General features: G+C 40.1%; 22 protein-coding genes, 2 tRNA genes and 1 pseudogene. 3 read left to right on the forward strand and 22 right to left on the reverse strand.

Features of this window, described 5'->3' with window-relative positions:
• Positions 1 to 136 precede the first annotated feature (136 nt).
• On the reverse strand, positions 137 to 412 hold the full coding sequence (locus M1F56_RS06645; protein ID WP_001284630.1) for an HU family DNA-binding protein: 276 nt from the start codon (positions 410 to 412) through the stop codon (positions 137 to 139).
• Between the two features lie 106 nt (positions 413 to 518).
• Complete coding sequence (locus M1F56_RS06650; protein ID WP_247917252.1) at positions 519 to 1,355, reverse strand: DegV family protein; 837 nt, start codon at positions 1,353 to 1,355, stop codon at positions 519 to 521.
• Positions 1,356 to 1,497: 142 nt separating this feature from the next.
• Between M1F56_RS06650 and M1F56_RS06655 the strand changes: the two genes are divergently transcribed.
• Positions 1,498 to 2,346 (forward strand): YitT family protein, encoded by an 849-nt coding sequence (locus tag M1F56_RS06655; protein ID WP_247917253.1) that lies wholly within the window; start codon positions 1,498 to 1,500, stop codon positions 2,344 to 2,346.
• 22 nt (positions 2,347 to 2,368) lie between these two features.
• Here the strand turns inward: M1F56_RS06655 and M1F56_RS06660 are convergent, their stop codons facing one another.
• From M1F56_RS06660 to parE, 20 genes and pseudogenes are all read right to left on the reverse strand, one after another.
• The gene (locus tag M1F56_RS06660) at positions 2,369 to 3,766 is read right to left on the reverse strand and encodes an APC family permease (protein ID WP_247917254.1); all 1,398 of its coding nucleotides are present in this window, start codon (positions 3,764 to 3,766) and stop codon (positions 2,369 to 2,371) included.
• A gap of 126 nt (positions 3,767 to 3,892) precedes the next feature.
• On the reverse strand, positions 3,893 to 5,305 hold the full coding sequence (sufB, locus tag M1F56_RS06665; RefSeq protein WP_049549257.1) for a Fe-S cluster assembly protein SufB: 1,413 nt from the start codon (positions 5,303 to 5,305) through the stop codon (positions 3,893 to 3,895).
• Between the two features lie 57 nt (positions 5,306 to 5,362).
• Positions 5,363 to 5,803, reverse strand: a complete 441-nt coding sequence (sufU, locus tag M1F56_RS06670) for a Fe-S cluster assembly sulfur transfer protein SufU (RefSeq protein ID WP_247917255.1) — start codon at positions 5,801 to 5,803, stop codon at positions 5,363 to 5,365.
• Positions 5,790 to 7,016, reverse strand: a complete 1,227-nt coding sequence (locus tag M1F56_RS06675) for a cysteine desulfurase (protein WP_247917256.1) — start codon at positions 7,014 to 7,016, stop codon at positions 5,790 to 5,792. The genes sufU and M1F56_RS06675 overlap by 14 nt, the downstream gene beginning before the upstream one ends.
• A gap of 10 nt (positions 7,017 to 7,026) precedes the next feature.
• Complete coding sequence (gene sufD, locus M1F56_RS06680) at positions 7,027 to 8,289, reverse strand: Fe-S cluster assembly protein SufD (RefSeq protein WP_247917257.1); 1,263 nt, start codon at positions 8,287 to 8,289, stop codon at positions 7,027 to 7,029.
• A 27-nt stretch (positions 8,290 to 8,316) separates the two neighbouring features.
• The gene (gene sufC / locus M1F56_RS06685) at positions 8,317 to 9,087 is read right to left on the reverse strand and encodes a Fe-S cluster assembly ATPase SufC (RefSeq protein ID WP_247917258.1); all 771 of its coding nucleotides are present in this window, start codon (positions 9,085 to 9,087) and stop codon (positions 8,317 to 8,319) included.
• Positions 9,088 to 9,239: 152 nt separating this feature from the next.
• Entirely contained in the window at positions 9,240 to 9,434 is a 195-nt protein-coding gene (locus M1F56_RS06690; protein WP_247917259.1) for a DUF3272 domain-containing protein, read from the reverse strand.
• 27 nt (positions 9,435 to 9,461) lie between these two features.
• On the reverse strand, positions 9,462 to 11,117 hold the full coding sequence (gene dnaX / locus M1F56_RS06695) for a DNA polymerase III subunit gamma/tau (protein WP_247917260.1): 1,656 nt from the start codon (positions 11,115 to 11,117) through the stop codon (positions 9,462 to 9,464).
• The gene (locus M1F56_RS06700; protein WP_000887141.1) at positions 11,117 to 11,614 is read right to left on the reverse strand and encodes a GAF domain-containing protein; all 498 of its coding nucleotides are present in this window, start codon (positions 11,612 to 11,614) and stop codon (positions 11,117 to 11,119) included. Before M1F56_RS06700 ends, dnaX begins: the two co-directional genes overlap by 1 nt.
• Positions 11,615 to 11,696: 82 nt before the next feature.
• Positions 11,697 to 12,899, reverse strand: a complete 1,203-nt coding sequence (gene rpsA, locus M1F56_RS06705) for a 30S ribosomal protein S1 (RefSeq protein ID WP_001001620.1) — start codon at positions 12,897 to 12,899, stop codon at positions 11,697 to 11,699.
• Between the two features lie 162 nt (positions 12,900 to 13,061).
• Positions 13,062 to 13,133: transfer RNA gene (locus tag M1F56_RS06710), tRNA-Gln, on the reverse strand.
• An 8-nt stretch (positions 13,134 to 13,141) separates the two neighbouring features.
• Positions 13,142 to 13,222: transfer RNA gene (locus M1F56_RS06715), tRNA-Tyr, on the reverse strand.
• A gap of 49 nt (positions 13,223 to 13,271) precedes the next feature.
• A complete protein-coding gene (locus M1F56_RS06720) occupies positions 13,272 to 13,502 on the reverse strand; it encodes a DUF2969 domain-containing protein (protein WP_049484231.1) in 231 nt (76 codons plus the stop codon).
• 112 nt (positions 13,503 to 13,614) lie between these two features.
• Positions 13,615 to 14,652, reverse strand: coding sequence for a branched-chain amino acid aminotransferase (locus M1F56_RS06725; protein ID WP_348771657.1), 1,038 nt, complete (start codon positions 14,650 to 14,652; stop codon positions 13,615 to 13,617).
• A gap of 115 nt (positions 14,653 to 14,767) precedes the next feature.
• Positions 14,768 to 17,248, reverse strand: coding sequence for a DNA topoisomerase IV subunit A (gene parC / locus M1F56_RS06730; protein ID WP_247917261.1), 2,481 nt, complete (start codon positions 17,246 to 17,248; stop codon positions 14,768 to 14,770).
• Between the two features lie 233 nt (positions 17,249 to 17,481).
• On the reverse strand, positions 17,482 to 18,300 hold the full coding sequence (locus M1F56_RS06735; protein WP_247917262.1) for an aminoglycoside 6-adenylyltransferase: 819 nt from the start codon (positions 18,298 to 18,300) through the stop codon (positions 17,482 to 17,484).
• Between the two features lie 161 nt (positions 18,301 to 18,461).
• Positions 18,462 to 19,553, reverse strand: a complete 1,092-nt coding sequence (locus M1F56_RS06740; RefSeq protein ID WP_247917263.1) for a DNA/RNA non-specific endonuclease — start codon at positions 19,551 to 19,553, stop codon at positions 18,462 to 18,464.
• A 37-nt stretch (positions 19,554 to 19,590) separates the two neighbouring features.
• Positions 19,591 to 20,256 (reverse strand): annotated as a pseudogene (locus M1F56_RS06745) (DUF6261 family protein); the annotation flags it as partial.
• 182 nt (positions 20,257 to 20,438) lie between these two features.
• The gene (locus tag M1F56_RS06750; protein ID WP_247917264.1) at positions 20,439 to 21,740 is read right to left on the reverse strand and encodes a hypothetical protein; all 1,302 of its coding nucleotides are present in this window, start codon (positions 21,738 to 21,740) and stop codon (positions 20,439 to 20,441) included.
• 12 nt (positions 21,741 to 21,752) lie between these two features.
• On the reverse strand, positions 21,753 to 23,702 hold the full coding sequence (parE, locus tag M1F56_RS06755; protein WP_247917265.1) for a DNA topoisomerase IV subunit B: 1,950 nt from the start codon (positions 23,700 to 23,702) through the stop codon (positions 21,753 to 21,755).
• Between the two features lie 135 nt (positions 23,703 to 23,837).
• Here parE and plsY point away from each other — a divergent pair, with 135 nt between their 5' ends.
• The gene (plsY, locus tag M1F56_RS06760) at positions 23,838 to 24,479 is read left to right on the forward strand and encodes a glycerol-3-phosphate 1-O-acyltransferase PlsY (RefSeq protein ID WP_247917266.1); all 642 of its coding nucleotides are present in this window, start codon (positions 23,838 to 23,840) and stop codon (positions 24,477 to 24,479) included.
• A 108-nt stretch (positions 24,480 to 24,587) separates the two neighbouring features.
• The gene (locus M1F56_RS06765) at positions 24,588 to 25,862 is read left to right on the forward strand and encodes an MFS transporter (protein WP_000789516.1); all 1,275 of its coding nucleotides are present in this window, start codon (positions 24,588 to 24,590) and stop codon (positions 25,860 to 25,862) included.
• Positions 25,863 to 25,956: the final 94 nt, after the last annotated feature.

Raw genomic sequence — 25,956 nt, forward strand, 5'->3', positions numbered from 1 at the left:
CTTCGACGCGCACCCGCATAGCGGGTGGTTTATTTGTCTCGCACCTTACGGAGCGAGACGGACTAATAGTCACATAACAAAAAAAGCCTATTGAACAAGCTAGAAAGCTTGATACAATAGGCTTTTTCTAAATTCATTATTTAACAGCGTCTTTAAGAGCTTTACCAGCTTTGAATGCTGGAACTTTAGAAGCTGCGATTTCGATTTCTTTACCAGTTTGTGGGTTGCGACCTTTACGTGCAGCGCGTTCACGAACTTCAAAGTTACCAAAACCAATTAATTGAACTTTTTCACCAGCTGCAAGGTATTCAGTTACTGCTGCAAATACAGCGTCAACTGCTGCTGCTGAATCTTTCTTAGTCAAGTCTGTAGCTTCTGCCACTTTAGCGATCAAATCTTGTTTGTTTGCCATGTTAACAAATCCTCCAAATAATTTCTGATTAACAAATATAATCATATCCTAAAATTGCCCATAGGTCAAGTCAAAAGCGCCATTTCAAACATTTTTCTCTATTTTTTTAGGAATTATAGCGGATTAGAATTGCCCAAGCATTCTCTCCAGTATGAGTTTGAATAATAGAGCCAGTTTCCAGTACAGAGATTGGTTTCTCAACATAGGCTTGCAATAAACTCTTCATCTCATTTGCCCATTCATTCGTTCCAGCATAGGAAATTCCAATTTCTGCAACAGATTTATGAGTAAGGGCCACCGTTAACTCTTCAAGCCATTTTTTGAAAGTTTTCGCACCACGTCCTTTGACGATTGGTTGGAGTTCGTGGTTTTTCATCTGCATCACTACACGAATATTTAATAGTGAGCTTAATAGTCCCGTTACACGTCCAATACGCCCACCTTTCACTAGGTTTTCTAGAGTCGAAACACCGATATAAAGCTCTGTGTGATTCTTCACTTCTTCTATATGTGCTAGAATAGTTTCTAAATCTTTACTCTCTTTAGCAAGTTTTGCAGCTTCAACAACTTGAAACTTCATAGCCTGATCTGTAAAGGAACTATCAATAACCGTCACATCAGAACTTGAGAGACTTGCGCCTTGGCGAGCAGCTTCAACCGTTCCAGACAAGGCATGAGACATATGAATAGCAACAACCTGACTGCCATCTTTTCCCAGCTCTTCAAAGACTTCAGCAAACACTCCCACAGGTGGTTGACTCGTTTTAGGGAGATTCTTGCTTTGTTGCATAAGATGAAGGAATTCCCCCTCTTTTAGATCAGCATCTGAGTAGACTACGCCATCAATCATAACTGATAAGGGGACAATAGTGATATTTAATTCTTTAACTACTTCTGGTTCGATAGTAACAGAAGAGTCCGTTACAATTTTTACTTGTGTCATAAGTTCAATCTTTCTATTCTTCTCAATAGGATTGGGATTTTTCACCCTTATTATATCAAAAAAATGATAAAAAATCATAAGTAATCCAATTAAAAAACTGAATTTTTGGTATAATCTATCTATAGAAAAGCGAGGAACAGCTATGATTCGAAAAGTTCAACCGATTATTACGATTATATTTGGAGCAGCTATCTATGCCTTTGGTCTCACCTACTTTGTTGTTCCTTATCATCTATTTGAGGGAGGGGCGACAGGTATCACCTTGATTACCTACTATCTTTTTAAAATCCCTGTCTCATTGATGAATCTCTTGATTAATATCCCTTTATTTATCCTAGCTTGGAAAATATTTGGACCTAAGACCCTCTACTCCAGTCTTTTAGGATCTATTTCACTTTCCGTTTGGCTAGCAATTTTTGAGCGTATTCCTTTGCACATCGACTTGCAAGGAGATCTCATCATTGTCGCTTTGGTCTCAGGAGTCTTACTGGGGGTTGGTTTAGGAATTATCTTTAATGCTGGTGGAACCACTGGTGGTTCAGATATTGTTGCCCGTATCCTCAATAAATACACCAATATCTCAATTGGTAAATTGCTCTTTGGGATTGACTTTTTTATCCTAATGTTGATTTTGATTATCTTTCAGGATCTTCGTCTAGTTACCTATACCCTCTTGTTTGACTTTATCATCGCTCGTGTTATCGACCTTATTGGCGAAGGGGGTTACGCTGGCAAAGGATTTATCATCATTACTCAATATCCTGACCAACTGGCTGATAAGATTAATGGGGAGCTTGGCCGTGGCGTTACCTTTATATCTGGTCAAGGATACTACAGCAAAAAGGATTTAAAAATTATCTACTGTATCGTCGGTCGAAACGAAATCGTCAAAATGAAGGACATGATTCACAAAATCGACCCTCAAGCCTTTATCACCATCACTGAGGCTCATGAAATTCTGGGTGAAGGATTTACTTATGTGAAAGATTAAAAAAGCTGGGAATTCCCAGCTTTTATTTTTCTTCTGTGAGGGTTGAATGATGATAACCATAAGTAAAGTAGATGACTAGACCAACTACAAGAGCAATGCCAAAGGCAATCCAGGTATCTAGACTATATTGAAGCATAAAGGAAACACAGATAAGGATGGAAAGGATTGGCAAAAGTGGCACCAAAGGAGTTTTAAACTCTCCTTTTTGGGGCATACCCTTATCTTTTCTGAGTTTTATTATTCCGTAGGCTAGTAAAATGAGATAAGCTAGCGTACAGATATTTAGGAAGGCTGCAATACTGGCTAGAGGAAATACTCCGGCAGCAAGGGCTGAAACAACTCCTGTTAAGAGGGTCGCATTTTTAGGAACGCGACTGGTCTTGCTTAGTTGTTTGAAACTTTGAGGTAAAAGTCCATCACGTGCTAAGCTATAAATCATCCGAGACAAAGCATAAGTCATGGAAATACATACCGTTATCAGGGTTAGAATGGCTACAAGCGAAACATAATTTGCTGCCCAGCCAATCCCGATACTACGCAAAGAGAAGGCTACTGCATCGTCCACATTGAGCTTACTGTAGTGAACAATCCCTGTCAATACTAATGTTACCAAAGCATAGAGAATGGTGACGATTGTCAGAGAAAGGACAATTCCGCGAGGAATATTTTTTTGCGGACTTTGAATTTCATCAACTGCCATGGAAATAGACTCAAATCCGAGAAATCCAAAGAACATCAAAGATGCACCTGCCATAATCCCAGTGCTTCCTCCATAAATCTGGCCAAAGCCAAAAGGAGCAAAATTCGACCAATTTTCAGGTTTGATGTACCAAATACCAACTAGGATAAATAAGGCTAGAGCAGAGAATTTCAAGATTACTAGAAGCGAATTAAAGCGTAAGGCTGCCTTGGAATTTAATAAAACCAATCCTGTTACCAAGATCAGCACCAAAATAGGTAGAAGGTCGATATAGGTGCCTTGTTCGGGGTTAAAAGTACCATTTAAGGCTTGGGGCATGGAGATACCATAATTACTGAGCAAACCCTTAAAGTAAGCTGCCCAACCAGACGCCACACCTGAAACAGCTGTCATAAATTCCATGATGGTCAACCAGCCAGCAATCCATGCTGGTAATTCTCCTAAAATCGCATAGAGATAGCTATACGCGCCCCCAGTTGCAGGAACACGCGAGGCAAATTCAGCAAAAAAGAGGGCTGATAAAGAAACACATAGGGCAGAAATCACAATGGAAACCACTAGTGATGGACCAGCTAGTGTAGCTGCCGCTGTTCCTGTAATGGTGAAAATCCCCGTCCCTACCATGGCACCGATCCCTAATAGAATCAAATCCCATAATTTCAAATGGCGACGCATTTCCGTTCGCCCCAGACTAACATCCTTGGTTCTAAAAATATTCATACTTCATCTCCACTAAATGTAATTGTTTTATTTTACCATATAAAAGTATTTTTGTGAATATTTATTAGGTTCTTTTTTGAAAAAAAATCTGAACAGGAAGGATTCCTGTTCAGATTTTGCATATTCTTATCCGACTGAACCTTCCATTTCATAGCTAATCAAGCGGTTAAGCTCAACTGCGTATTCCATTGGAAGTTCTTTTGTGAAGGGCTCTACAAATCCCATGACAATCATCTCGGTCGCCTCAGATTCTGACAATCCACGGCTCATGAGGTAATAGAGTTGTTCTTCTGAAATCTTAGATACCTTGGCTTCGTGTTCCAAAGCAACTTGCGAGTTGTGGATTTCATTAAATGGAATGGTATCTGACGCTGATAAGTCATCCATGATAATGGTATCACACTCGATGTGAGAAACAGATTTCTTAGAGTTCTTGTTAAAGGTTACTTGTCCACGGTAGTCCACCTTTCCTCCACCTTTAGCGATGGATTTAGACACGATAGACGAGCTTGTATGTGGAGCGTTGTGAATCATCTTGGCACCCGTATCTTGGTGTTGGCCAGCATTGGCAAAGGCAATAGAGAGCATGGTGCCACGCGCTCCTTCTCCATCAAGGTAAACAGATGGGTATTTCATGGTTGTTTTGGCACCCAAGTTTCCATCAATCCACTCAACAGTCGCATCCTTTTGAGCCTTCGCACGTTTTGTAACCAAGTTATAGACGTTATCAGACCAGTTTTGGATGGTTGTATAGCGCATGTAAGCTCCATCTAAGGCAAAGATTTCTACGATGGCAGCATGCAAGCTGTTACTTGAATAAGTTGGTGCTGTACATCCTTCTACATAATGAACACTTGCTCCCTCATCAACGATAATCAAGGTACGTTCAAACTGACCAGTATTTTCGTTGTTGATACGGAAGTAAGTTTGAAGTGGAATGTCTACCTTGACCCCTTTTGGTACGTATATAAAGGTTCCACCAGACCATACTGCTGAGTTGAGGGCAGCCAACTTGTTATCTGTCGGCGGTACCAACTTCGCAAAGTATTGTTTAAACAAGTCTGGGTATTCCTTGAGGGCAGAATCCGTATCTGTAAATATAATTCCTAACTTCTCAAACTCTTCCTTCATGTTGTGGTATACCACTTCTGACTCATACTGGGCAGAAGCTCCGGCCAGATAGGCACGTTCAGCTTCTGGAATACCGATACGTTCAAAGGTTTCTTTGATCTTTTCAGGTACATCATCCCAAGAACGGGCAGGTTTATCAGATGGTTTTTGGTAATAGATCAAGTCATCAAAGTCAATCTCTGACAAGTCCGCTCCCCAAGTTTGCATGGGCATTTTCTTGAAGGTTTCATAAGACTTCAAACGGAATTCCAACATCCACTCTGGCTCACCCTTGGCAGCAGATAATTCACGAATAACACCTTCGTTGAGTCCTTTTCCTGTCGATAGGACAGGCTCTACATCATCATGGAAACCAAATTTATATTCACCAAGATCAATTGGTTTTGGTTCTACTCTTTCTTCAGCCATAATATCCTTTCTTTCATTCTTCATTTTTAATGATTTATAAGACAAAAGAAACTTGCCTTACTGTTTTTCTTGATTTTCAATTGTTTTCTTAAGTGCATTCCAAGCTAGAGTTGCACACTTAATCCGTTGCGGGAATTTGGCAACACCTGATAAGAATGCCGCGTCTCCAAGTTGGTCTTGACGCTCATCTTTTTGCCCTTGAACCATTTCAGAAAAGATGGTTGCAAGTTCTAGAATTTCTTGTTTGGTCTTGCCCAAAACAGCATCTGTCATCATGCTTGCAGAGGCAGTTGAGATGGTACAACCAGAGTTTAGAAAAGCGATATCTTCCAAGCGATCTTCCTCGTTAAACTTGACAGAGAGGTTGATGACATCACCACAGGTAGGATTGTTGAGACTGATTTGTTCAGCATCTTCTAACTTCCCTTGATGGTGAGGATTTTTCGAATGGTCCGCTACCACTGCCATATAGAGGCTATCAAGTTTAGAAAGTGCCATTGAAAAACTCCTTTGTCTTTTGTAAGGCATCGACTAGCTTGTCGCAATCTGCCTTGGTATTGTAGATATAAAAACTTGCGCGAGCTGTTGCTGGGACATCCAAATACTGAAGCAAGGGTTGTGCACAGTGGTGACCAGCACGAACAGCTACTCCTTCATAATCCAGAGCCGTCGCAAGATCGTGAGGATGAAGATCCCCTAAGTTAAAAGCAATGACACCTGAACGTTGAGCCAAGTTCTGTGAACCGTAAATGGTCAAACCTTCAATGGCCTGTAGTTTTGGAAAGACGTAGGCTATCAATTCTTGTTCATGAGCTTCAATCGCATCCATACCAATCTTTTCTAGATAATCCACGGCAGCAGCAAGTCCGATTGCACCCGCCATATTTGGCGTTCCAGCCTCAAATTTCCAAGGCAATTCCTTCCAACTAGCAGATTGCTCGTAGACGAAATCAATCATCTCTCCACCAAACTCAACTGGTGACATTTGTTCTAAATACTTCTCTTTTCCGTACAGAACACCGATACCAGTCGGACCAGCCATCTTGTGACCCGAAAAGGCAAAGAAGTCCACATCCAAGTCCTGGACATCAATCTTCATATGAGGCGTAGATTGAGCACCATCCACCACCATGATAGCTCCAACTTGGTGGGCTAATTGAGTGATTTCCTTGATCGGATTGACCACACCAAGAACATTGGAAGCATGAGCTAGGGAAACAAATTTAACCTTATCAGTCAATTTAGCTCGCAAGTCATCCATATCCAAGGCACCGTCCTTGAGATAAACATAGACAAGCTCTGCTCCAGTCTTACGGCAGGCTTCCTGCCAAGGAATAATATTAGAATGGTGTTCCATGATAGAAATCAAGACCTGGTCTCCCTCAGTCAAAATTTCCTCAGCAAAGCGTGCCACCCAGTTAAGACTGGTTGTCGTTCCTCTGGTAAAGAGAACTTCCTTTGTAGAGCCTGCATTGATAAACTTACGAATGGTTTCACGAGCAGCTTCATAAGAAGCTGTTGCTCGCTCAGCCAAGGTATGAACACCACGGTGAACGTTGGCATTGTCTTTCTCATAGTAGCGGTTAATCGTTTCAAGAACTGCTAGTGGTTTTTGTGTCGTCGCAGCATTGTCCAGATAGACCAGAGGTTCATCATTGACAATCTGGTCTAAAATTGGAAAATCCTTGCGAATCGCTTCTACATCTAACATAGGCTTCCCCTTAGCGTTTTGACAATTTTTCTTCGATGGTTGCAATCATTTCATCACGAACTTCCTTAACTGGAATCTCAACGATAACAGATCCAAGGAATCCACGGACAACCAAGCGTTCTGCTGTTGCCTTATCCAAACCACGGCTCATGAGATAGTACATGTCTTCTGGATCCACCTGACCGATAGAGGCCGCGTGTCCTGCAGTAACGTCATTTTCGTCAATCAAAAGAATTGGGTTAGCATCTGAACGAGCCTGGTCTGAAAGCATGAGAACACGGCTTTCTTGTTGCGCATCCGCTCCCTTAGCGCCCTTGATGATGTGACCGATACCATTGAAGGTCAAAGTTGCTTTTTCAAGGATAACCCCATGTTGGAGGATATTTCCGATAGAATTGCATCCGTAGTTAGTCACTCGCGTATCAATCCCTTGTACCTGACGACCACTTGAAAGAGCTACGGCTTTAAGGTCAGCATGGCTACCATTCCCAATCAAGTCGCTATCAAAGTCCGCAACGACATTTCCTTCGTTCATGACACCGATTGCCCAGTCAATGCTTGCATCGTTGCCTAGTTTACCACGACGGCTAATGTAGGCAGTGACATTTTCACCTAGACGGTCAATGGCAGCAAACTTCACTTGCGCACCAGAACGAGCAATCACTTCAACTGTGATATTGGCAGTTGCTTTTGCACTGCCTCCACCTCGTGACTCTAGACGTTCAAGATAGCTTATTTTAGAGTTTTTACCAACAATGATAAGTATATGCTTGTTAAATGGCACATCGCTATCGCTGTCTTGGTAGAAAATTCCTTCGATTGGTTCAGAAATCTCAACATTATCAGGAATGTAGAGAACAGCACCACTGTTAAAGTAAGCTGTATGGTAGGCTGCCAACTTGTCATCATCATACTTAACAGATGACATGAAGAATTCCTCGATAAGCTCTGGAATTTCTTCTAAAGCTGAATGGAAGTCTGTAAAGATAACACCCTGTTCAGCCAATTCAACTGGTGTTTGTTCAAAAACAGTTTGCGTTCCAACTTGTACCAATTTCAAGTGATTATCTAGTGCAGTGAAATCTGGAACATTTGCTGAAGGCTCACTTTCTATGATGATTCCATCCCCCAGATTCCAACGGTGAAATTTGACACGCTCAATGACTGGTAATTCCAAACTTTCAATCTTATCAAAAGCTTTTTGACGGAGGTCTGACAACCAGCTTGGTTCAGCGTGCGTTTCTGAAAAAAGTTTAATAGTTTCTTTAGTCATTTACTTCTCCTAAAAGATACGAGGAAATTACAATTCTTCCTTGTAGTCGTAGCCAAGTTCTTCAGCTAGTTTTGCGTATCCTTCACGTTCTAGACGCGCAGCCAATTCTGGACCACCAGAAAGGACAACACGACCTTCCATCATCACGTGTACCACGTCTGGTGTGATGTAGTTCAAAAGACGTTGGTAGTGAGTGATAATCATAGCACCAAAACCTTCACCACGCATAGCATTCACACCTTTCGATACGACTTTAAGGGCATCAATATCAAGACCTGAGTCAATCTCATCCAAAAGGGCAAATGTAGGTTCCAACATCAAGAGTTGAAGAATTTCATTACGTTTTTTCTCACCACCAGAGAAACCTTCGTTGAGGTAACGCTCTGCCATTTCTTCTTTCATGTTGAGCAATTCCATCTTCTCGTCTAGTTTAGCGATGAACTCACGAATTGAAATCTTTTCATCGTCTTCTTTACCAGCATTCATAGCTGCACGAAGAAACTCAGCGTTAGTAATTCCTGGAATTTCAGATGGGTATTGCATAGCAAGGAAAAGTCCCATACGCGCGCGTTCGTCCACTTCCAACTCAAGGATATTTACACCATCAAACAAGACTTCACCTTTGGTAACCTCATAGTTAGGATTTCCCATGATAGCGGCTGAAAGAGTCGATTTACCAGTACCATTTGGTCCCATGATAGCTGCGATTTCTCCTGTTTTCAGAGTCAGATTGACTCCTTTCAAAATTTCTTTTCCTTCAATCTCAACGTGAAGATCTTTGATCTCTAATACTGACATGATAATTCCTTTCTTTTTCTGGCCTACTTCCTTTATCATTAGAGAAATCACTTACATTTCTCTAAAAAACACAAGAAAAGGTCCATAAATATACTCTACTAGTATAACAAAAAAAAGCCTAAAAGGCTTTGATTTTGTCTAGAAGCTGGGAGCTAGTCCTTGCGGTTTAGGTGCTGATCAATAGCATCTACTATTTTCCCCATCACGTAACTTAACCTAAAATTTCGAAAGAGTAGAATGGCCCAAAAGGCTGCCATAATATAGCGACCAGTCATCCAGGCTTCATTGAAAAAATAAGTCTCAGCAGCTGTAAATAACGCTATCATAATAAATTGTTGTCTATTCATAAACTTATTGTATCATGAAATCTTTCTTTAGTCTTCCTCTACCTTCACTTTATCAGCCAAAAATTCAAATCCTTCTGGAATCAGACTGTCTTCTGCTTCTTTTTCAACTTGAGAAGATTTAGCTTTAGCTGAAAAGGCCGCTCGAACCTCTTTCCATTCCTCTAAGGAAATCGCCAAGATTTCAGGTGAAAAACCTGCTGCCTGACTGAGGATGTTCCCAAACATGGTATTGAGATTGTCCCGTTTCATGGTTTGCCCTGCATTGAAATTAGACTCAAAGGCTAAAATAGCATGGTGTTCGTTTGCCGCAACTGGTTGAGAACCAACGAGCAGAGCCTTATCCGGACCAGCTAAGCTTTCAATCACTTCTCCCCATGAATTTTGGAGGCGAATCAAGTTTTGCCGTGCCAAATCAGGATTTTCGACAGCTTCTTGCAGGATAGTCTGAACTTTGTTGCGATCCACTCGATAGACTGTCTTGGAAGTAGCTGGAAGGCTAGAAACTGGCGCCACTTGTTTAGGCACCGTTCCAACATTAGCAAGTTCTTGCTTGAGACGAACTACTTCCTGTCTCAGTGCAGAAATTTCACTTTCGACAGCTCCTGAAAGCACTGGTTCAGGCTTAATTTCAGCTAAACGAATGGTCATCATCTCAGCATAAATCTTAGGTTGTAGACTAGCTTTCATATCTGCCAAGCTCACAGTCGCTATTCGAATCATTTCAAAGAGACTTTCCTGAGACAGAGCTAGATTGTCCATAAAAACTGGACTGTGATGAGTATTTTCGCCACCCGTCTGGACGACCAGTAAATCACGCAAATACTGCAAGAGATCCGTCACAAAACGAGTCATGCTCTTGCCATTCTCAAATAAAAGATTCAGAGAATCAAGCGCTTTTGGAACATCCTGCTGAGACAAGGCAGCTACATAATCATCTAGTGCTGATAGACTAATGGTGCCTGTAATCTCCTCAGAGATAGCAGTCGTGAGCTCATTTCCCTGTGTTAAACTCAAAGCTTGATCCAGAATGGACAAGGCATCCCGCATTCCACCTTCAGCTCGTCTGGCAATGATTTCCACAGCCTCCGGTTCAGAACTGATATTTTCTTTTTCTAGAATATGATAAATATGCTCCTTGATATCTTGAGTTTTAATCGATTTGAACTCAAAACGTTGAACACGCGATAAAATGGTTGCAGGAATCTTATGCAATTCAGTGGTCGCCAAGATAAAGACAACATTCTGAGTTGGCTCCTCAAGCGTCTTCAAAAGCGCATTGAAGGCTCCCGTAGACAGCATATGGACCTCGTCAATAATATAGACCTTGTAACGTGCTAAGCTAGGTGCATAGGTAGATTTGTCACGAATTTCACGGATTTCATCGACACCGTTATTCGAAGCTGCATCCATTTCAATAACATCTTCTAGGCTACCTTCTGTCACTGCCTGACAGATATAGCAGTGATTACATGGTTCTCCATCCACTTGATTTGGGCAGTTCATGGCCTTAGCAAAAATCTTGGCTACGCTAGTTTTCCCAGTTCCACGAGGGCCTGAGAAGAGATAGGCATGACTAATCTTTTCCTGCTCGACCGCTTGTTTTAGGGTTTTAGCCACAACCTCTTGACCTACCAGTTGTGAAAAAGTTTGGCTTCTATATTTTCGATAAAGTGCTTGATACATTAGGCTTTCTCCTCAAACATCGTAAAGTCCCATTCTGTCTTCTCAAGCAAAATAGCGACAAATTGTTCCAAGTAATCACGGTCAATGGCATTGTAATCATCAATAAGTGAAGAATCCAGGTCTAAGACACCCAGCAATCGACCATTCTTAAGCATGGGAACTACGATTTCACTCTTGGCCATACTATCACAAGAAATGTAGTTTGGATAGGTGCTCACATCGCCAACTAAAACAGTCTCTTGAAACTCAGCAGCTTCTCCACATACGCCTTTTCCAAGCGGAATGCGAATACAAGAAACACCACCCTGAAAAGGACCTAAAACCAACTCGCTACCATCAAACAGATAAAAACCTGCAAATACAGTATTCGGAAAGCGAGATTTTAGGAGGGCACTAGCATTCGAAAGATTGGCAAGAACATTGCTCTCACCTTCAAGTAAATAAGAGAGTTCCTCATTTAACAATTGATATTGTGATTGTTTTTCTGAATCTAACATAGAACTATTATATCAAAAATGGGAAAGAGACAAAAGAAAAATCCCTTGTTTTAAACAAAGGATTTTGCGATTATCAATTTGATTAAAGTTCGATATCACCGAACAAGTCAGCCATTGAGAATCCTGTTTGTGTTTCTGGAAGTTCGAAATCACGTTTTTCTTGACGTTTTGGACGACGTGGACGAGCAGCACGTTTTTCTTCTTTTTGTCCTTCTTCTTGAGCTGGACGTTCTTCAAGAGCTTTGATAGAAAGTGATACACGTTCTGCGTCAGCGTTAACATCAAGGACTTTAACAGTAACTTCTTGACCAACAGTAAGAGCTTCTTTTGGATTTTCGATACGTTTGTGTGAAATTTGTGATACGTGAACAAGTCCATCGATACCTGGCAATACTTCAACAAATGCACCGAAGTCAGTCAAACGTTTAACTGTTCCTTCTACTACATCACCTTTAGCCAATTTTTGCTCAACGCCATCCCATGGTCCAGGTGTTGTTGCTTTAAGTGAAAGGGATACGCGTCCTTCTTCTTCATTAAGATCAAGGACTTTAACTTCGATTTCTTCACCAACAGTTACAACTGATTTAGGTGACACGTTACGTTCGTGTGACAATTCAGTCAAGTGAACCAATCCGTCAACACCACCGAGATCGATGAAAGCACCGAAGCTAGTGATACGAGCAACTTTACCAGTTACTACATCACCAACAGCTAATTTACTGAATACTTCAGCACGAGCTGCTGCAGTAGCTGCTTCAACAACTTCACGACGTGAAAGGATGAAGCGGTTTTCTTTAGGATCAACTTCTTTGATTTTAGCATCAAATTCTTGACCTACGAAACGCTCAGTGTTACGTACAAAACGAGTATCCAACATTGAAGCTGGGATGAATCCGCGAACACCTTCAAATTCTACTGAAAGTCCACCTTTAACGGCACGAGTTCCTTTAACAGTAACAACTTCTTCTTCGCGTCCTACAAGTTTGTCCCATGCTTTGCGAGCTTCAAGGCGTTTTTTAGATACAAGGTATGTAACTGTATCAGTATCTTTACCAACTACTTGACGAAGTACAAGAACATCTAATACTTCTCCTACTTTCACAAAGTCATTGATATCTGCATCGCGATCGTTTGTCAATTCGCGAAGAGTCAAGACACCTTCAACACCAGTCCCAGAGATTGCAACGTTAGCTTGAGTCGCATCAACTGTCAATACTTCAGCACTAACAACATCACCAGGCTCAACTTGGCTAACGCTATTTAGCAAATCTTCAAATTCGTTCATCTAAAAAATCCTCCAACAATCAAGTCTTTCCAAACTTGACATACTTATAATTTTTTTCCTAAGCACCCGCAAAGACATGTTCACATCGTTCACGCCTTTCAATTATAAAAATAAAATACCCTAAGATATTTTTCTTTTTATCTTGAATTTATTACCTAAGAACTGGGGTAGCTGGATTCGAACCAACGCATGAGGGAGTCAAAGTCCCTTGCCTTACCGCTTGGCTATACCCCAATGATGAATGGAGAGAGAGGGATTCGAACCCCCGAACCCGAAGGAGCGGATTTACAGTCCGCCGCGTTTAGCCTCTTCGCTATCTCTCCAATGTTTAACGAGAACTATTATATCATGAAATTTTCAATAAAACAAGTATTATTTTGTCAAATTATAGTTTTCAATCAAAATTTCCACAGCTTTTTCAAGTTTTTTATAAAAACTATCGACATTTCCATTCTTTATGATGGCAAATTGGTTATCTAATTCGGCAATTTCCCCAATGACCTTTTTCCCAATTGTCAAAATGTATCCTTCATAGCTGTCTTTTCCAACAGTCACTTTTGCATCGGTTAATTGGATTTCAATTTTCTTATCTTTTTTACTCATACTGTACCTCTTTTCACTTTTTCTATTGTACAAGAAAATACTCAAACTAGCAAGAAAAAACTCCATTTCAGCCATTACAACTGCTATGGAGTTCTTCTTTACTTCGTGTCTTTTAGTCCACTTTGACAATCCATCCCTCTGGTGCTTCCACATCACCAAATTGGATACCAGTCAATTCATCGTAGAGTTTACGTGTAACAGGACCTACTTCTGTTTCACTATAGAAAACATGGAAATCATCGCCATGTTGAATCCCACCAATTGGAGAAATAACTGCTGCTGTACCACAAGCTCCTGCCTCTACAAAACGATCCAAATTATCGATTGGGACATCGCCTTCAATCGGCGTCAAGCCCAAGCGGTGCTCTGCCAAATAAAGCAAAGAGTACTTGGTAATAGATGGCAAGATGGATGGACTCAATGGTGTAACAAATTCATTGTCTGCCGTGATTCCAAAGAAGTTGGCTGATCCGACTTCCTCAATCTTTGTATGCGTAGATGGGTCTAGGTAGATAACATCTGAAAATTGGCGTGACTTGGCCATTTTACCTGGGAGGAGACTAGCAGCGTAGTTCCCACCTACCTTGGCCGCACCCGTACCATTTGGAGCTGCACGGTCGTATTCATCCTGAATCAAGAAGTTAGTTGGGACTAAACCACCTTTAAAATAGTTACCAACCGGCATGGCAAAGATGGTGAAAATATACTCCTCTGCAGGTTTTACCCCGATGATGTCTCCAACACCAATCAAAAGCGGACGGAGATAGAGGGTTCCACCCGTTCCGTATGGTGGTACATAATCTTCATTGGCACGAACAACCGCTTTACAGGCTTCTACAAACATTTCTGTCGGAACTTGTGGCATCAAGAGACGGTCGCAAGTACGTTGCAGACGCTTGGCATTTTCATCAGGACGAAAAAGTTGAACACTACCATCCTTCGTACGATAGGCTTTCAAGCCCTCAAATGCTTGCTGCCCATAGTGGAGACTTGGAGAAGACTCTGAAATATGCAAGGTCGCATCCTCTGTCAATTCTCCTTGATCCCATTGACCATTTTTGTAGTGAGCGATATAACGGTAAGGTAATTTCATATAAGCAAAGCCAAGGTTTTCCCAATCAATTGCAACTGTCATGTGTTTCTCCTTTATACTATTCAAACTATGTGTTCTATTCTACACTTTTCTAGTAAAATTTCAAGTATTATTTGTAATTTTCTGAAAATTTTCTCGACAACAAGAAATCAGCCCTCTGGACTGATTCTTTTTATGGATTTTCTTTACTTTCTTTAAAGACTTCTTTGAGGTAAGCATCGAAAACTTCTTCATCTGAAATGGTGTCTGATATAAAGCTTCCATTGCTAGTGCGTTCTGACAAGTTCAAATCTTGCAATCGGCTTTCATAGATTGTTCCCTTGTTAGATTGGACAAGCAGCATTTGGTCGTTTTCTTCCACTTCTGTACTGAAGAGATCACCGATGAAGCCTTGTTCTGCAACTGCTCCTGCTAAGAAGACACGATGCGGTTTGTTTTTTAACTCACGCAAGACTTGTAGACCTCGTTTGGCACGGCTGGTTGCTGGGATTTCGTCAATAGAAACACGTTTTAAACTACCACGTTGGGTCAAGAGGTAGAAGGATGAGGTGTTACAGATAAAGGCAGCCTGAAGCGCATCATCTGCTTTCAGGTTCATAGCCTTGACACCCGCGGCCTTGGCACCGACAACAGGAACCTCTTCGATATTGAAACGAAGGGCATAACCGTTTTGACTAATCAAGAGAACATCATCCAGTTTGATCGGAGCCACGGCTACAATCTGGTCTGTCTCGTCTTTGAGCTTAGCATACTTGACAGACTTAGACTTGTAGGTCCGCCATGGAGAGAACTCTTTGCGTTCAACACGTTTGATTTGACCAAGACGAGTTGCAGCAAAGTAGGTTGTCGCATCATCAAACTGATCCACGACTTCTGCATAAAGAATTTCTTCGTTAGTCTCAAAGTTTGTAATGGTCTGGCTCAAGTGCTCTCCGATGTCCTTCCAGCGAATATCTGCCAACTCATGGATTGGTCGATAAATGACATTTCCAAGAGTTGTGAACATCAAGAGGTGTTGCGTTGTCTTGACAGATTGTACAAAGATCAGACGATCATCATCACGTTTGCCAATTTCTTCCAGAGTGGAAGCTGCAAAGGAACGAGGACTGGTACGTTTGATGTAACCTGCCTTTGTTACACTAACGTAAGTGTCTTCTTCAGCGATAAGACTAGCTGTGTCAATCTCGATTACTTTCGCAGTATCTTCTAAAGTACTCAAACGTGGTGTCGCAAATTTCTTCTTGACCTCACGAAGCTCTTTCTTCATGAGATTATACATGGTGCGTTCATCGCCAATGATAGCCGCAAGCATGGCAATCTTTTCACGAAGTTCTGCTTCTTCTTCCTGCAAGACAACAACATCCGTATTGGTCAAACGGTAAAGTTGCAAGGTAACGATAGCCTCAGCCTGCTCCTCTGTGAATTCATAGCTGACCTTGAGATTTTCCTTGGCATCAGCCTTATTCTCAGAAGCACGGATAAGGGCAATGACTTCGTCCAAAATCGAAATCACGCGAATCAAACCTTCGACGATATGGAGACGTTTCTCAGCCTTTTCCTTGTCAAAGCGTGAACGCGCCAAAATCACTTCACGACGGTGGGCAATATAGCTAGACAAGATTGGCACAATTCCGACCTGACGAGGCGTGAAATTGTCAATCGCCACCATGTTAAAGTTGTAGTTGATTTGTAGGTCGGTGTATTTGAAGAGATAGTTGAGGACAAGCTCAGTATTAGCGTCTTTCTTGAGTTCGATAGCGATACGAAGACCGTCACGGTCAGATTCGTCCCGAACCTCAGCAATACCTGCCACCTTGTTATTGACACGGACATCATCAATTTTCTTGACTAGATTAGCCTTGTTGATTTCATAAGGAATCTCAGTAATAACGATTTGCTCCTTGCCACCTTTTAACTTTTCAATCTCAGTTTTAGAACGAACGACCACGCGCCCTTTCCCAGTTTCATAAGCCTTTTGGATCTCGTCACGCCCCTGGATGATAGCTCCTGTAGGGAAGTCTGGTCCAGGCAAGAATTCCATGAGTTTGTCCACCTTGGCTGTTGGGTGGTCAATCATGTAAACAGTCGCATCAATGACTTCAGCCAAATTATGCGGAGGAATATCTGTGGCATAACCAGCCGAAATACCAGTCGAACCATTGACCAAGAGGTTTGGAAATGCTGCTGGCAAAACCGTCGGCTCTTTCTCCGTATCGTCAAAGTTCCAGGCAAAAGGAACTGTCTTTTTCTCGATATCCTGAAGAAGATAACCAGCAATCTCAGACAAACGAGCCTCGGTATAACGCATCGCCGCAGGCGGATCTCCGTCCATAGAACCGTTGTTACCGTGCATTTCAACCAAAATCTCACGATTTTTCCAGTCCTGAGACATACGGACCATGGCATCATAGATGGAACTGTCACCGTGGGGGTGAAAATTCCCCATGATGTTCCCGACAGACTTGGCAGACTTACGGTAGCTCTTGTCAAAGGTATTGCCATCTTTATTCATAGAATAAAGAATACGTCGCTGAACCGGCTTCAATCCATCACGAATGTCTGGCAAAGCCCGGTCTTGAATAATGTACTTGGAGTAGCGACCAAAGCGCTCTCCCATGATGTCCTCAAGGGACATGTTTTGAATGTTACTCATATAAGATACAGAGCCCATAAAATACAAAGTGAAAATAGGAAATTCTTAAAATGAGCGATGCTCGCAAGAGAATTTATCTTTTTTTCACAGTATTTAGGGCGTGTTCAACTCCTTTCAAAGAATGTAGAGTATGTGTAATGATAAAAGGATGTAGAAAGGATTAGTCCCGTGTTCAGTTACGATAAGTAACCAAAACGACCCTTTCTGTAGTTTAAAATACGTTGCTTAATTATTTAGCGATTAGGAAGTTTCTCCTCAGCATATCTCATCATCTTCTCAGCCACTTCCTTATCGTAGGCAAAGCCCATCTTTTGAGCAAGGATTTGAGCTTCTCTGTGGAAAAGTTGCGTCGTAGCAAACAATGACTGAGTGACTTTGTCACTACATGAGAAATCAAGCAGATTCGAGAATTCCTTCTCTTTCTCAGCAGACAAATAGTTAAAGAGATACTTGTAGTTCTTGCCGATGTCGACAGTCCCCCTATCACTTGCTACCTGCCAGGCTAAGACCTTCAAGAGTTCTTGTTGACAAATACCGTAGAGATGGTCGATCGCATAGATGAGCTGATTACGACAAATCCCTTTAACCACGTAGGCTGATACCCACCAAAATTCATTGCAGGCTTTTTCAAAATCAATCGGGCTAGCTGGATCCGTCCAGTAACGTTGAGGACTTGTAGTATAGGACTCAAACAAGCCTTTCTCATCTTTCAAAACTGTATAATCAGCTTCGCTATCCACCCACTCTTGAATGTGGTCTTTGGGGCAGAGGGTCAAATCAATCCGATTGCCATCTTCAAAAAGCATGAGATAGAGACGACGGTGTCCAAGTACATTATACTGTTCAATCAGGCGGTTGCCAAACTGCTCTAACCAAGAAAGGTCACTCGTCAGATTATCTAAATCGTCCACGACATAGACCACATCATAGTCTTGAAACTCATCTTTTGGTGCTTTTGTATCAGTTCGCGAACCAGACATGGCGACAGCCTCGACTTGTAAAGTTTCGGCAGTCTGTAAAATTAATCTCAGCATTTCGGGTTCAGTTCTCATAGGGATACCTTCTAATTTTTATTTATATTAGTTTTGAAAAGAGCAGGACTATAAAATAACAGAAATGGTCAATCAGATTTTTTATCGAATTGTTTTACATATTACTCTTCTTTCTTTTCCAATTTAATCTGTTAGAATCAGTTAATATCAAGATTGTACTGTCAGTCTTCCTTAGACAGATAGTCTAAAAGATATTGTTTAGCCTTTTCAAACATTGACGAATCTTTCCCTTGTAATCGCAGAGTCCCTGTAGAAGTGAAGTGAGTTAATGCTTGGCCTAAAAATGTCCATTGTTCACCATCTTGCACATGCTTACTACATGTAGTTATTTTATTGTTTTTCTTGAGATTTTCAATGAGACTATCTACCGCTATCTTAGATAATTCTCTAATAGAAAAATTACCACCATTCGACTCCACAGTACAAGATTCATTCTCGCTAATCTGCCAATTTCTATGTTTTCTATCACTATCAGCAAAAAACTTTCTGTGATTTTCTTCACTATATCCATTCTTATAAAAATCAGCATAGTCCGTTTGTGAGTTTTCTAAATTAAAACCAAAATCAACGTTTGGAATAAAATAGTGTGCGAACTCATCGTGTGATGATAGTGATACATAAAATATTTCAGTTCCAATAGGATATTTGTCAGCTGGATCTTTAAAGACAGCTTTTACTTCATAATAGACTGATTCTTCACTTTGCAATAACTGGTGCATTTCTTCTTCGATTTCTGCTTGCGCTTTATTTGCTCTAGAAAATTGTGTAAAAAGATTTTTAGCCTGAGAATCGATAGAAATTTTAGACCACTTTTCTTGGGTATCCTGATGTTGAGCATTTAAAATTTTATATCCAACTACATATTTATGGAATCTTCTCGCAAAAATATGTCCTCTGTGAAAGTACCAATCTTCACTATCCCCTTTTGGAATATTTCCTTTCGGAAAACCCTCTGGAGTTTTATTTAATTTGCCTAAATCTTCACTCTCACTGCTCTTGAATGTAGACCTTAAAATCGTTTCCCATCCTCTTCTAAAAGAAGTAGTTCCCTTTGTTTTTTTATTATCGGAGCCGATTAGCTTAAAATATCCATCATTTTCCCATGAAATTTCAATTAAATTATTTGTGCTGAATTGAAATTCGGGATAGAAAAATTTAATTTTATCAACTCTATTACTAAGGTCTAAAAAACCAAGTAATTCTTCTTGATTTTCTAATCCAAGTCTTTGTAATATTCTTTGTTCAGCATGCATAACATCCTCCTTGCAAAAAAGTATTTACGATAAACTTTTAATTCGCCTCCGTCGCTTCTTCTCTCGCCTTCTTAGCTGGCTTGCTTTTTTTATAGCGACTACGAATAGCGTTGAGATGGTCACGGAGATCGGCATACTGCTTTTTATCTGGATAAGCATAGGCGTTGATTGCAGTAAAGTCCACAAGGAAGTCATAGATTTCTTGTAGTTTCGCACGAACTTCCTTGTTTTGACTAGGTGCCTTGCCTTTTTGCTCAGCCAAACGCTCCTTATAGGCTTTTTCAAACTGAGCCTGCGCCTTTGTCAAGGTTTCTACATGAGTTGTCAAATGCAGGGTTGCAAGGGCAGTTTGGTAGTCAGTATCTTTTAGCTCCTTGAGCAAATGGTTAATAGCTTCTGTCTCTTTTTCGTAGCTCATACTCGTTAGCCCAGCATAATTTTTGAAAAGTTTGCTGAGTTTGTCGTAAGCTTCCTTGCTACTTGCCTCCTTCACACGAGAGAAGGCCTTGACCAAACCTGTCAAAGTAGAAAGCGCATCATCACGCTCACGATCAGACGTTTCCAGACTAGCCACCGTTTGACTGGCCTTGGAACGGTGCAAACCAGCTTGCAAAGTCTCAAGAAGTTTCTCCATATCCCCAAGCTTTGTTGCATAAACCTGCTCAGACTTATTGGCTTTTGTAAAAGCCCCCAACAGACTCCTCTTTCAATGATATGTTTTTAAGTTTTTGCTCTAAAATAATCCAGAACATATCTAAACATTCGTATTTTACTCTAATAACTTAAAACACACATGTGTGTTTTGGGCTATTTTCCCCTAGACAAAATATTCTTCAAGTGGGATTTTTTGTAAAGGGGTTAAATATTAGGATATATAAAATATTTTTAATCTAAAGGTTCAATAAAGTAACGCTTCATGTTTGATAGATGACTATAAGTAATAAAGCCATCTAAATCATAAGACAAGCCTTTTTTAATTGAATTTTCTATTAATTCAATAATTTTATCATCTTCATCAGATAACGATTGAGCTCTGCTCGGAATTAAATTTCTTGTATTAGCCTGACCTGAAGTCGTAAATTCAAATACAGTATAAATTTTATTACCTTTAAAAGTTCCTTCAATAACTAGAAGACTTTTCCCTTCATAGAAAAAATCATTCACCAGTTGTGCTGGTCCGCCAACACAATCAAGGGTATAGAAATTTTTGAAACCTTTCATCTTTCTATTAGAAAGTTTACTCCCAACTTTGATATCCCCTATTTCGGCTTTATTCCTCACAATCCATTTATCTGAAGTTCCATCGGAAAACAAATCTTCAAAAATAGCTTTACTTTGTAAATAGTGCTCTCTAAAAGATAATCTTTCAAAACACATTTTCATATTTTGATAATCAGATTTTTGATACAAGGCATCATACTTATCTCGGACTTTTAGCATATCCATTTCAGATAATTCATCTATAATATTTATGTTATGTTCAATTAATCTAATCCATGTTAAAGCTTTGTCGATTTCGTATTCAAGCGTCTTTTTCGATAACTTATTGACATACCAAAAATTGACATCCTTCAATACTAAATCTTTATACTGAGATTTTAATTCATAACACTCAACAGAATGACCTTCTAACTCGACAGCTTCAAAATACCAATCAAAATCTGAAATATCCGGACTCTGCACTTGTTTAATCACCTCTAAAAGTTCCTGATGTTGCTTGCTACTTTGTTCTGACAAACTAGCGATTTCACCCCTAGTATCTTCATGCAATTTTTTATGTAGCGCAACATCAGATTTTGAGAGTGTTGAAAGATCAAGTATCGTATCAGACAAACATTTTTCAAATTCATCCATCAATTCAAAAAACAAATCAGGATTAAAGTCTTGGCTACTAATCATTGTTTTGAGGTGATTTTTAAATTCTTCATAATCTTTATATTTACTATTCAAGTTATACCGAATTTTTATAAGCTCTTCAGAAACTTGATTTTCCTTCCAGAATTTGGCTATACCCTCATAACTAGGATTTTCGCCATGTCTTTCCAATATATATTTTTCAAAATCGTTTACTGCATTTTGAATTTTTTGGGTTTCAAGTTTTTCATCTATTCCCAGCCCCTCTAAAAGCTTGTCCAAATCCATTCCAGTAAAATCAAAGAAAAAAGATATTAATTTTTGTTTATCCATACATTCTTCCCCCTAAAACACCATCTCCCCACTCTCCTCAAGCGTAAACTTAACATTATCCTCAATCCACTTGCGGCGTGGTTCGACCTTGTCTCCCATGAGGACATTTACTCGGCGTTCTGCGCGGGCCAGGTCTTCAATCGTGACACGGATGAGGGTACGAGTTTCTGGGTTCATGGTTGTTTCCCAGAGCTGGTCCGCATTCATCTCACCAAGTCCCTTGTAGCGTTGGAGGGTTGCGCCTTTACCGAACTGCTTACGAAGTTCTTCTAACTCTCCGTCTGTCCAAGCATAGGCCACTTCTTCTTTCTTGCCTTTCCCTTTGGACATCTTGTAAAGAGGCGGAAGGGCGATATAGACATGTCCTGCCTCGACTAGTGGACGCATGTAGCGGTAGAAAAAGGTTAAAAGAAGAGTTTGAATGTGGGCACCATCGGTATCCGCATCGGTCATGATAATAATCTTGCCATAGTTGGCATCCTCAATGGAGAAGTCTGCTCCCACACCCGCACCGATGGTATAAATCATGGTATTGATTTCTTCATTTTTAAGAATATCCGCCATCTTAGCCTTGGCTGTATTGATAACCTTACCTCGAAGAGGTAAGATAGCCTGAAACTTACGGTCACGACCTTGTTTAGCAGAACCGCCGGCAGAATCACCCTCGACCAGGTAGAGTTCATTCTTTGCTGGATTTTTAGACTGGGCTGGGGTCAATTTTCCAGACAGCAAGCCTTTGTCTTTTTTATTTTTCTTGCCATTTCGGCTCTCATCACGTGCCTTACGGGCCGCTTCACGAGCATCACGAGCCTTGATAGCCTTTCTGATGAGATTTGAAGCTAGTTCTCCATTCTCCATTAGGAAGAAGGTCAACTTATCAGATACTATGCCATCCACAACAGGACGAGCCAGTGGACTTCCAAGCTTGTCCTTGGTCTGGCCTTCAAACTGGAGGTGCTCTTCAGGAACCAGAATAGAAAGAACGGCAGCTAGTCCCTCACGATAATCTGAACCTTCTAGGTTTTTATCTTTTTCCTTGAGGAGCCCAGTCTTACGCGCGTAGTCATTCATGACCTTAGTAATGGCTGACTTGAGTCCTGTCTCATGCGTTCCACCATCCTTGGTGCGAACGTTATTGACAAAGGATAGAATGTTATCTGAAAATCCATCATTGTACTGGAGGGCAACTTCCACTTGGAAGCCATTGTCTTCGCCTTCAAAGTATAGGACTGGCGTCAAGGTTTCCTTGTCTTCATTGAGGTAAGAAACAAAGTCCTGGACTCCATTTTCATAATGGTATTCAATCGCTTCATCTGTTCGTTTGTCTGTCAGAGACAAGGTCACATTTTTTAAGAGAAAGGCTGACTCATTGAGTCGTTCTGAAATAGTATTGTACTTAAAGTCAATCGTAGAAAAAATCGTTGCGTCAGGCATGAAGGTAACCTTGGTACCTGTCTTAGATTTGGGTGCTGTACCAATTTTTTTCAAGGTTGTGACGGGTTTCCCGCCATTTTCAAAACGTTGCTTGTAGACTGCGCCATCACGAGTGATTTCTACTTCTAGCCAACTTGATAGAGCATTAACAACAGAAGACCCCACCCCGTGGAGACCTCCAGACGTCTTATAACCTCCTTGACCGAATTTCCCTCCGGCGTGAAGAATGGTAAAGATAACCTCGACAGTTGGAATTCCCATGGCGTGCATACCAGTCGGCATCCCACGACCATGGTCTTCTACTGTTAAACTTCCGTCTTTATTGATAGTCACATCAATGCGATCACCGAAGCCAGACAAGGCCTCATCGACTGCATTGTCCACAATTTCCCAGACTAGGTGATGGAGACCTGCACCGTCGGTCGAACCGATATACATCCCCGGACGTTTACGGACCGCATCCAACCCTTCTAGCACCTGAATGGCGTCATCATTGTAGTTATTAATATTGATTTCCTTTTTTGACACAAGGAACCTCCTATTCGTTCATCTTTTCTATTTTACAGGTTTTCTAGGGATTTTGCAAAATTTTTCCCATTCAGCCGTCATAATTTCACAGGATATTCTCTGACTTTCGAAAGCATTTCATGGTATAATAGGTCTATGATGACATTTATATTATTAATTTTAGCTTATCTGCTAGGTTCGATTCCGTCTGGTCTTTGGATTGGACAAATCTTCTTTCAAACAAATCTGCGCGAGCATGGTTCTGGTAATACTGGAACGACTAATACCTTTCGCATTTTAGGTAAGAAAGCTGGTATGGCAACCTTTGTGATTGACTTCTTTAAAGGGACCTTGGCCACTCTACTTCCTATTCTTTTCCACCTACAAGGTGTATCGCCTCTTGTCTTTGGACTTTTAGCTGTAATTGGACATACCTTTCCTATCTTTGCAGGATTTAAAGGGGGCAAGGCTGTCGCAACTAGCGCTGGAGTTGTTTTCGGATTTGCGCCTATCTTCTGTCTCTATCTAGCGATTGTATTTTTTGGAACCCTCTATCTAGGTAGTATGATTTCACTGTCTAGCGTTACTGCTTCTATCGCAGCCGTTATCGGAGTTCTACTATTTCCACTATTTGGATTTATCCTAGACAACTATGACCCTCTCTTCATTCTGATTATCCTAGCACTTGCTAGCTTGATTATCATTCGTCACAAGGATAATATCACACGTATCAAAAATAAAACTGAAAATCTCGTTCCTTGGGGACTAAACTTGACACACCAAAATCCTAAAAAATAAAACGCCAGTTTAAACTGGCGTTTAAAAATATTCTATTACACTAGTATCCTAGTGAAGAATTTTAATATATAAACTTTCTAAGTAATAATTTTCATGGTGGAAATAAAAATGAAAAATATAATTAGTGATCGTATATCAAATAAGCAAATTATAAAAGATTTTATTAGCAATTTCATTGGCTCTTTGAGCGGGAAATCTTTCAATTTTGCTTTAGGTCTGATGCTACTGGATCAAACAAAATCTGCAATGAGTTTTGGGATTAATATGATTATTTATCCTTTAGTCAGTTTGATTTTCTTAATTCCCATTGGTAATCTAGTAGATAGATACCCACACAAGAAAATTTTAATATATAATTTCATCTTTAGGATTTTTATCTTTCTTTTGTTTTATACTTTTTATTTTCTTATGGATTCTTCTAGTATCTTATATCTAGTAATTCCATTTGTAATACTCCACTCTATTACAGTCAATATAAGTGATACTTGTTATTCAGCCTCAATTCATGAATTAGTAAATGATAAAAAAATTCAAAGATTAAGTTCTGTTACACAGACTGCCATTGCAATTGCAACCATGATTTCTCCAGCTATTGGAGTCATTTTTTATGGTTGGTTAGGTTTTGCAGGTTTTATTCTAATTGAAATTTTTGCAAATCTCCTCTCTTTAGGAGTTCTACTTAGTATGAAATTTTACTATGAATATAACGAGAAAGAGAACAAGGCTACGAGTTGTGAAAATCCTCTGCATGGAGTCAAAGAAATTATTCAATTTCTTAAAGAAAATCAAATTGTAAAATACATTATTCTTGTAAGTGTTATCCTCAATTTTTTCTACACATCTATCAGTATTGGGGTGCCATTTGTAGTAAAGGAACAACTTCTGTTAGGTAACTCAACAGTAGGAATGCTTGAAACTATGGCAGCAGTAGGAATGCTTTTAGCCAGTATTTCAATGTCACTATTGCCAGATAAGAAAGAAAACAACATCTTACTCTCGAGTAAGATAACCATGCCACTTGTTCTCTTAACTATAGCTATTATTGGTTTAGGCATCACATTTGCATCAACTAACTCTCAAATTATTATTTCTTTTCTTGGTAGTATATTTATGGGAATCATAGCGTTTACTCTTGTTGTTTTAAATATTATTGTGATGACTTACCTTCAAAGTACCATCGAAACAAAATTTTTAGGCAGAGTAATGAGTACTTTATTTACACTAAATACATCTATCATGCCAATAGGTACCATAGTATTCACTTATCTTTTTCAAAAAGAAGTGAATGGAGGGGTGATATTCATATTTGGAGGAGGAACCCTCCTAATATATATAATTATAATGTTACCTAAAATTTTTAGAATACTAAAAATTGAAAACTAAGTTTAATTAGAACTTAAAATTTAAGAGTTGCTTATTCGCTATAATTTACTATCATATGTTTCAAAACTGAAATTTTAAAAATAGAAAACGCCAG

This window comes from Streptococcus oralis, assembly GCF_023109005.1.
In the GTDB taxonomy this organism is placed as follows: Bacteria; Bacillota; Bacilli; order Lactobacillales; family Streptococcaceae; genus Streptococcus; species Streptococcus oralis_BU.

Excerpts from the sequence above, each read along its gene's own strand:
- M1F56_RS06645 (WP_001284630.1), bottom strand. The coding sequence starts at position 412 with ATGGCAAACAAACAAGATTTGATCGCTAAAGTGGCAGAAGCTACAGAC.
- M1F56_RS06650 (WP_247917252.1), bottom strand. The coding sequence starts at position 1,355 with ATGACACAAGTAAAAATTGTAACGGACTCTTCTGTTACTATCGAACCA.
- M1F56_RS06655 (WP_247917253.1), top strand. The coding sequence starts at position 1,498 with ATGATTCGAAAAGTTCAACCGATTATTACGATTATATTTGGAGCAGCT.
- M1F56_RS06660 (WP_247917254.1), bottom strand. The coding sequence starts at position 3,766 with ATGAATATTTTTAGAACCAAGGATGTTAGTCTGGGGCGAACGGAAATG.
- sufB (WP_049549257.1), bottom strand. The coding sequence starts at position 5,305 with ATGGCTGAAGAAAGAGTAGAACCAAAACCAATTGATCTTGGTGAATAT.
- sufU (WP_247917255.1), bottom strand. The coding sequence starts at position 5,803 with ATGGCACTTTCTAAACTTGATAGCCTCTATATGGCAGTGGTAGCGGAC.
- M1F56_RS06675 (WP_247917256.1), bottom strand. The coding sequence starts at position 7,016 with ATGTTAGATGTAGAAGCGATTCGCAAGGATTTTCCAATTTTAGACCAG.
- sufD (WP_247917257.1), bottom strand. The coding sequence starts at position 8,289 with ATGACTAAAGAAACTATTAAACTTTTTTCAGAAACGCACGCTGAACCA.
- sufC (WP_247917258.1), bottom strand. The coding sequence starts at position 9,087 with ATGTCAGTATTAGAGATCAAAGATCTTCACGTTGAGATTGAAGGAAAA.
- M1F56_RS06690 (WP_247917259.1), bottom strand. The coding sequence starts at position 9,434 with ATGAATAGACAACAATTTATTATGATAGCGTTATTTACAGCTGCTGAG.
- dnaX (WP_247917260.1), bottom strand. The coding sequence starts at position 11,117 with ATGTATCAAGCACTTTATCGAAAATATAGAAGCCAAACTTTTTCACAA.
- M1F56_RS06700 (WP_000887141.1), bottom strand. The coding sequence starts at position 11,614 with ATGTTAGATTCAGAAAAACAATCACAATATCAATTGTTAAATGAGGAA.
- rpsA (WP_001001620.1), bottom strand. The coding sequence starts at position 12,899 with ATGAACGAATTTGAAGATTTGCTAAATAGCGTTAGCCAAGTTGAGCCT.
- M1F56_RS06720 (WP_049484231.1), bottom strand. The coding sequence starts at position 13,502 with ATGAGTAAAAAAGATAAGAAAATTGAAATCCAATTAACCGATGCAAAA.
- parC (WP_247917261.1), bottom strand. The coding sequence starts at position 17,248 with ATGAGTAACATTCAAAACATGTCCCTTGAGGACATCATGGGAGAGCGC.
- M1F56_RS06735 (WP_247917262.1), bottom strand. The coding sequence starts at position 18,300 with ATGAGAACTGAACCCGAAATGCTGAGATTAATTTTACAGACTGCCGAA.
- M1F56_RS06740 (WP_247917263.1), bottom strand. The coding sequence starts at position 19,553 with ATGCATGCTGAACAAAGAATATTACAAAGACTTGGATTAGAAAATCAA.
- M1F56_RS06750 (WP_247917264.1), bottom strand. The coding sequence starts at position 21,740 with ATGGATAAACAAAAATTAATATCTTTTTTCTTTGATTTTACTGGAATG.
- plsY (WP_247917266.1), top strand. The coding sequence starts at position 23,838 with ATGATGACATTTATATTATTAATTTTAGCTTATCTGCTAGGTTCGATT.
- M1F56_RS06765 (WP_000789516.1), top strand. The coding sequence starts at position 24,588 with ATGAAAAATATAATTAGTGATCGTATATCAAATAAGCAAATTATAAAA.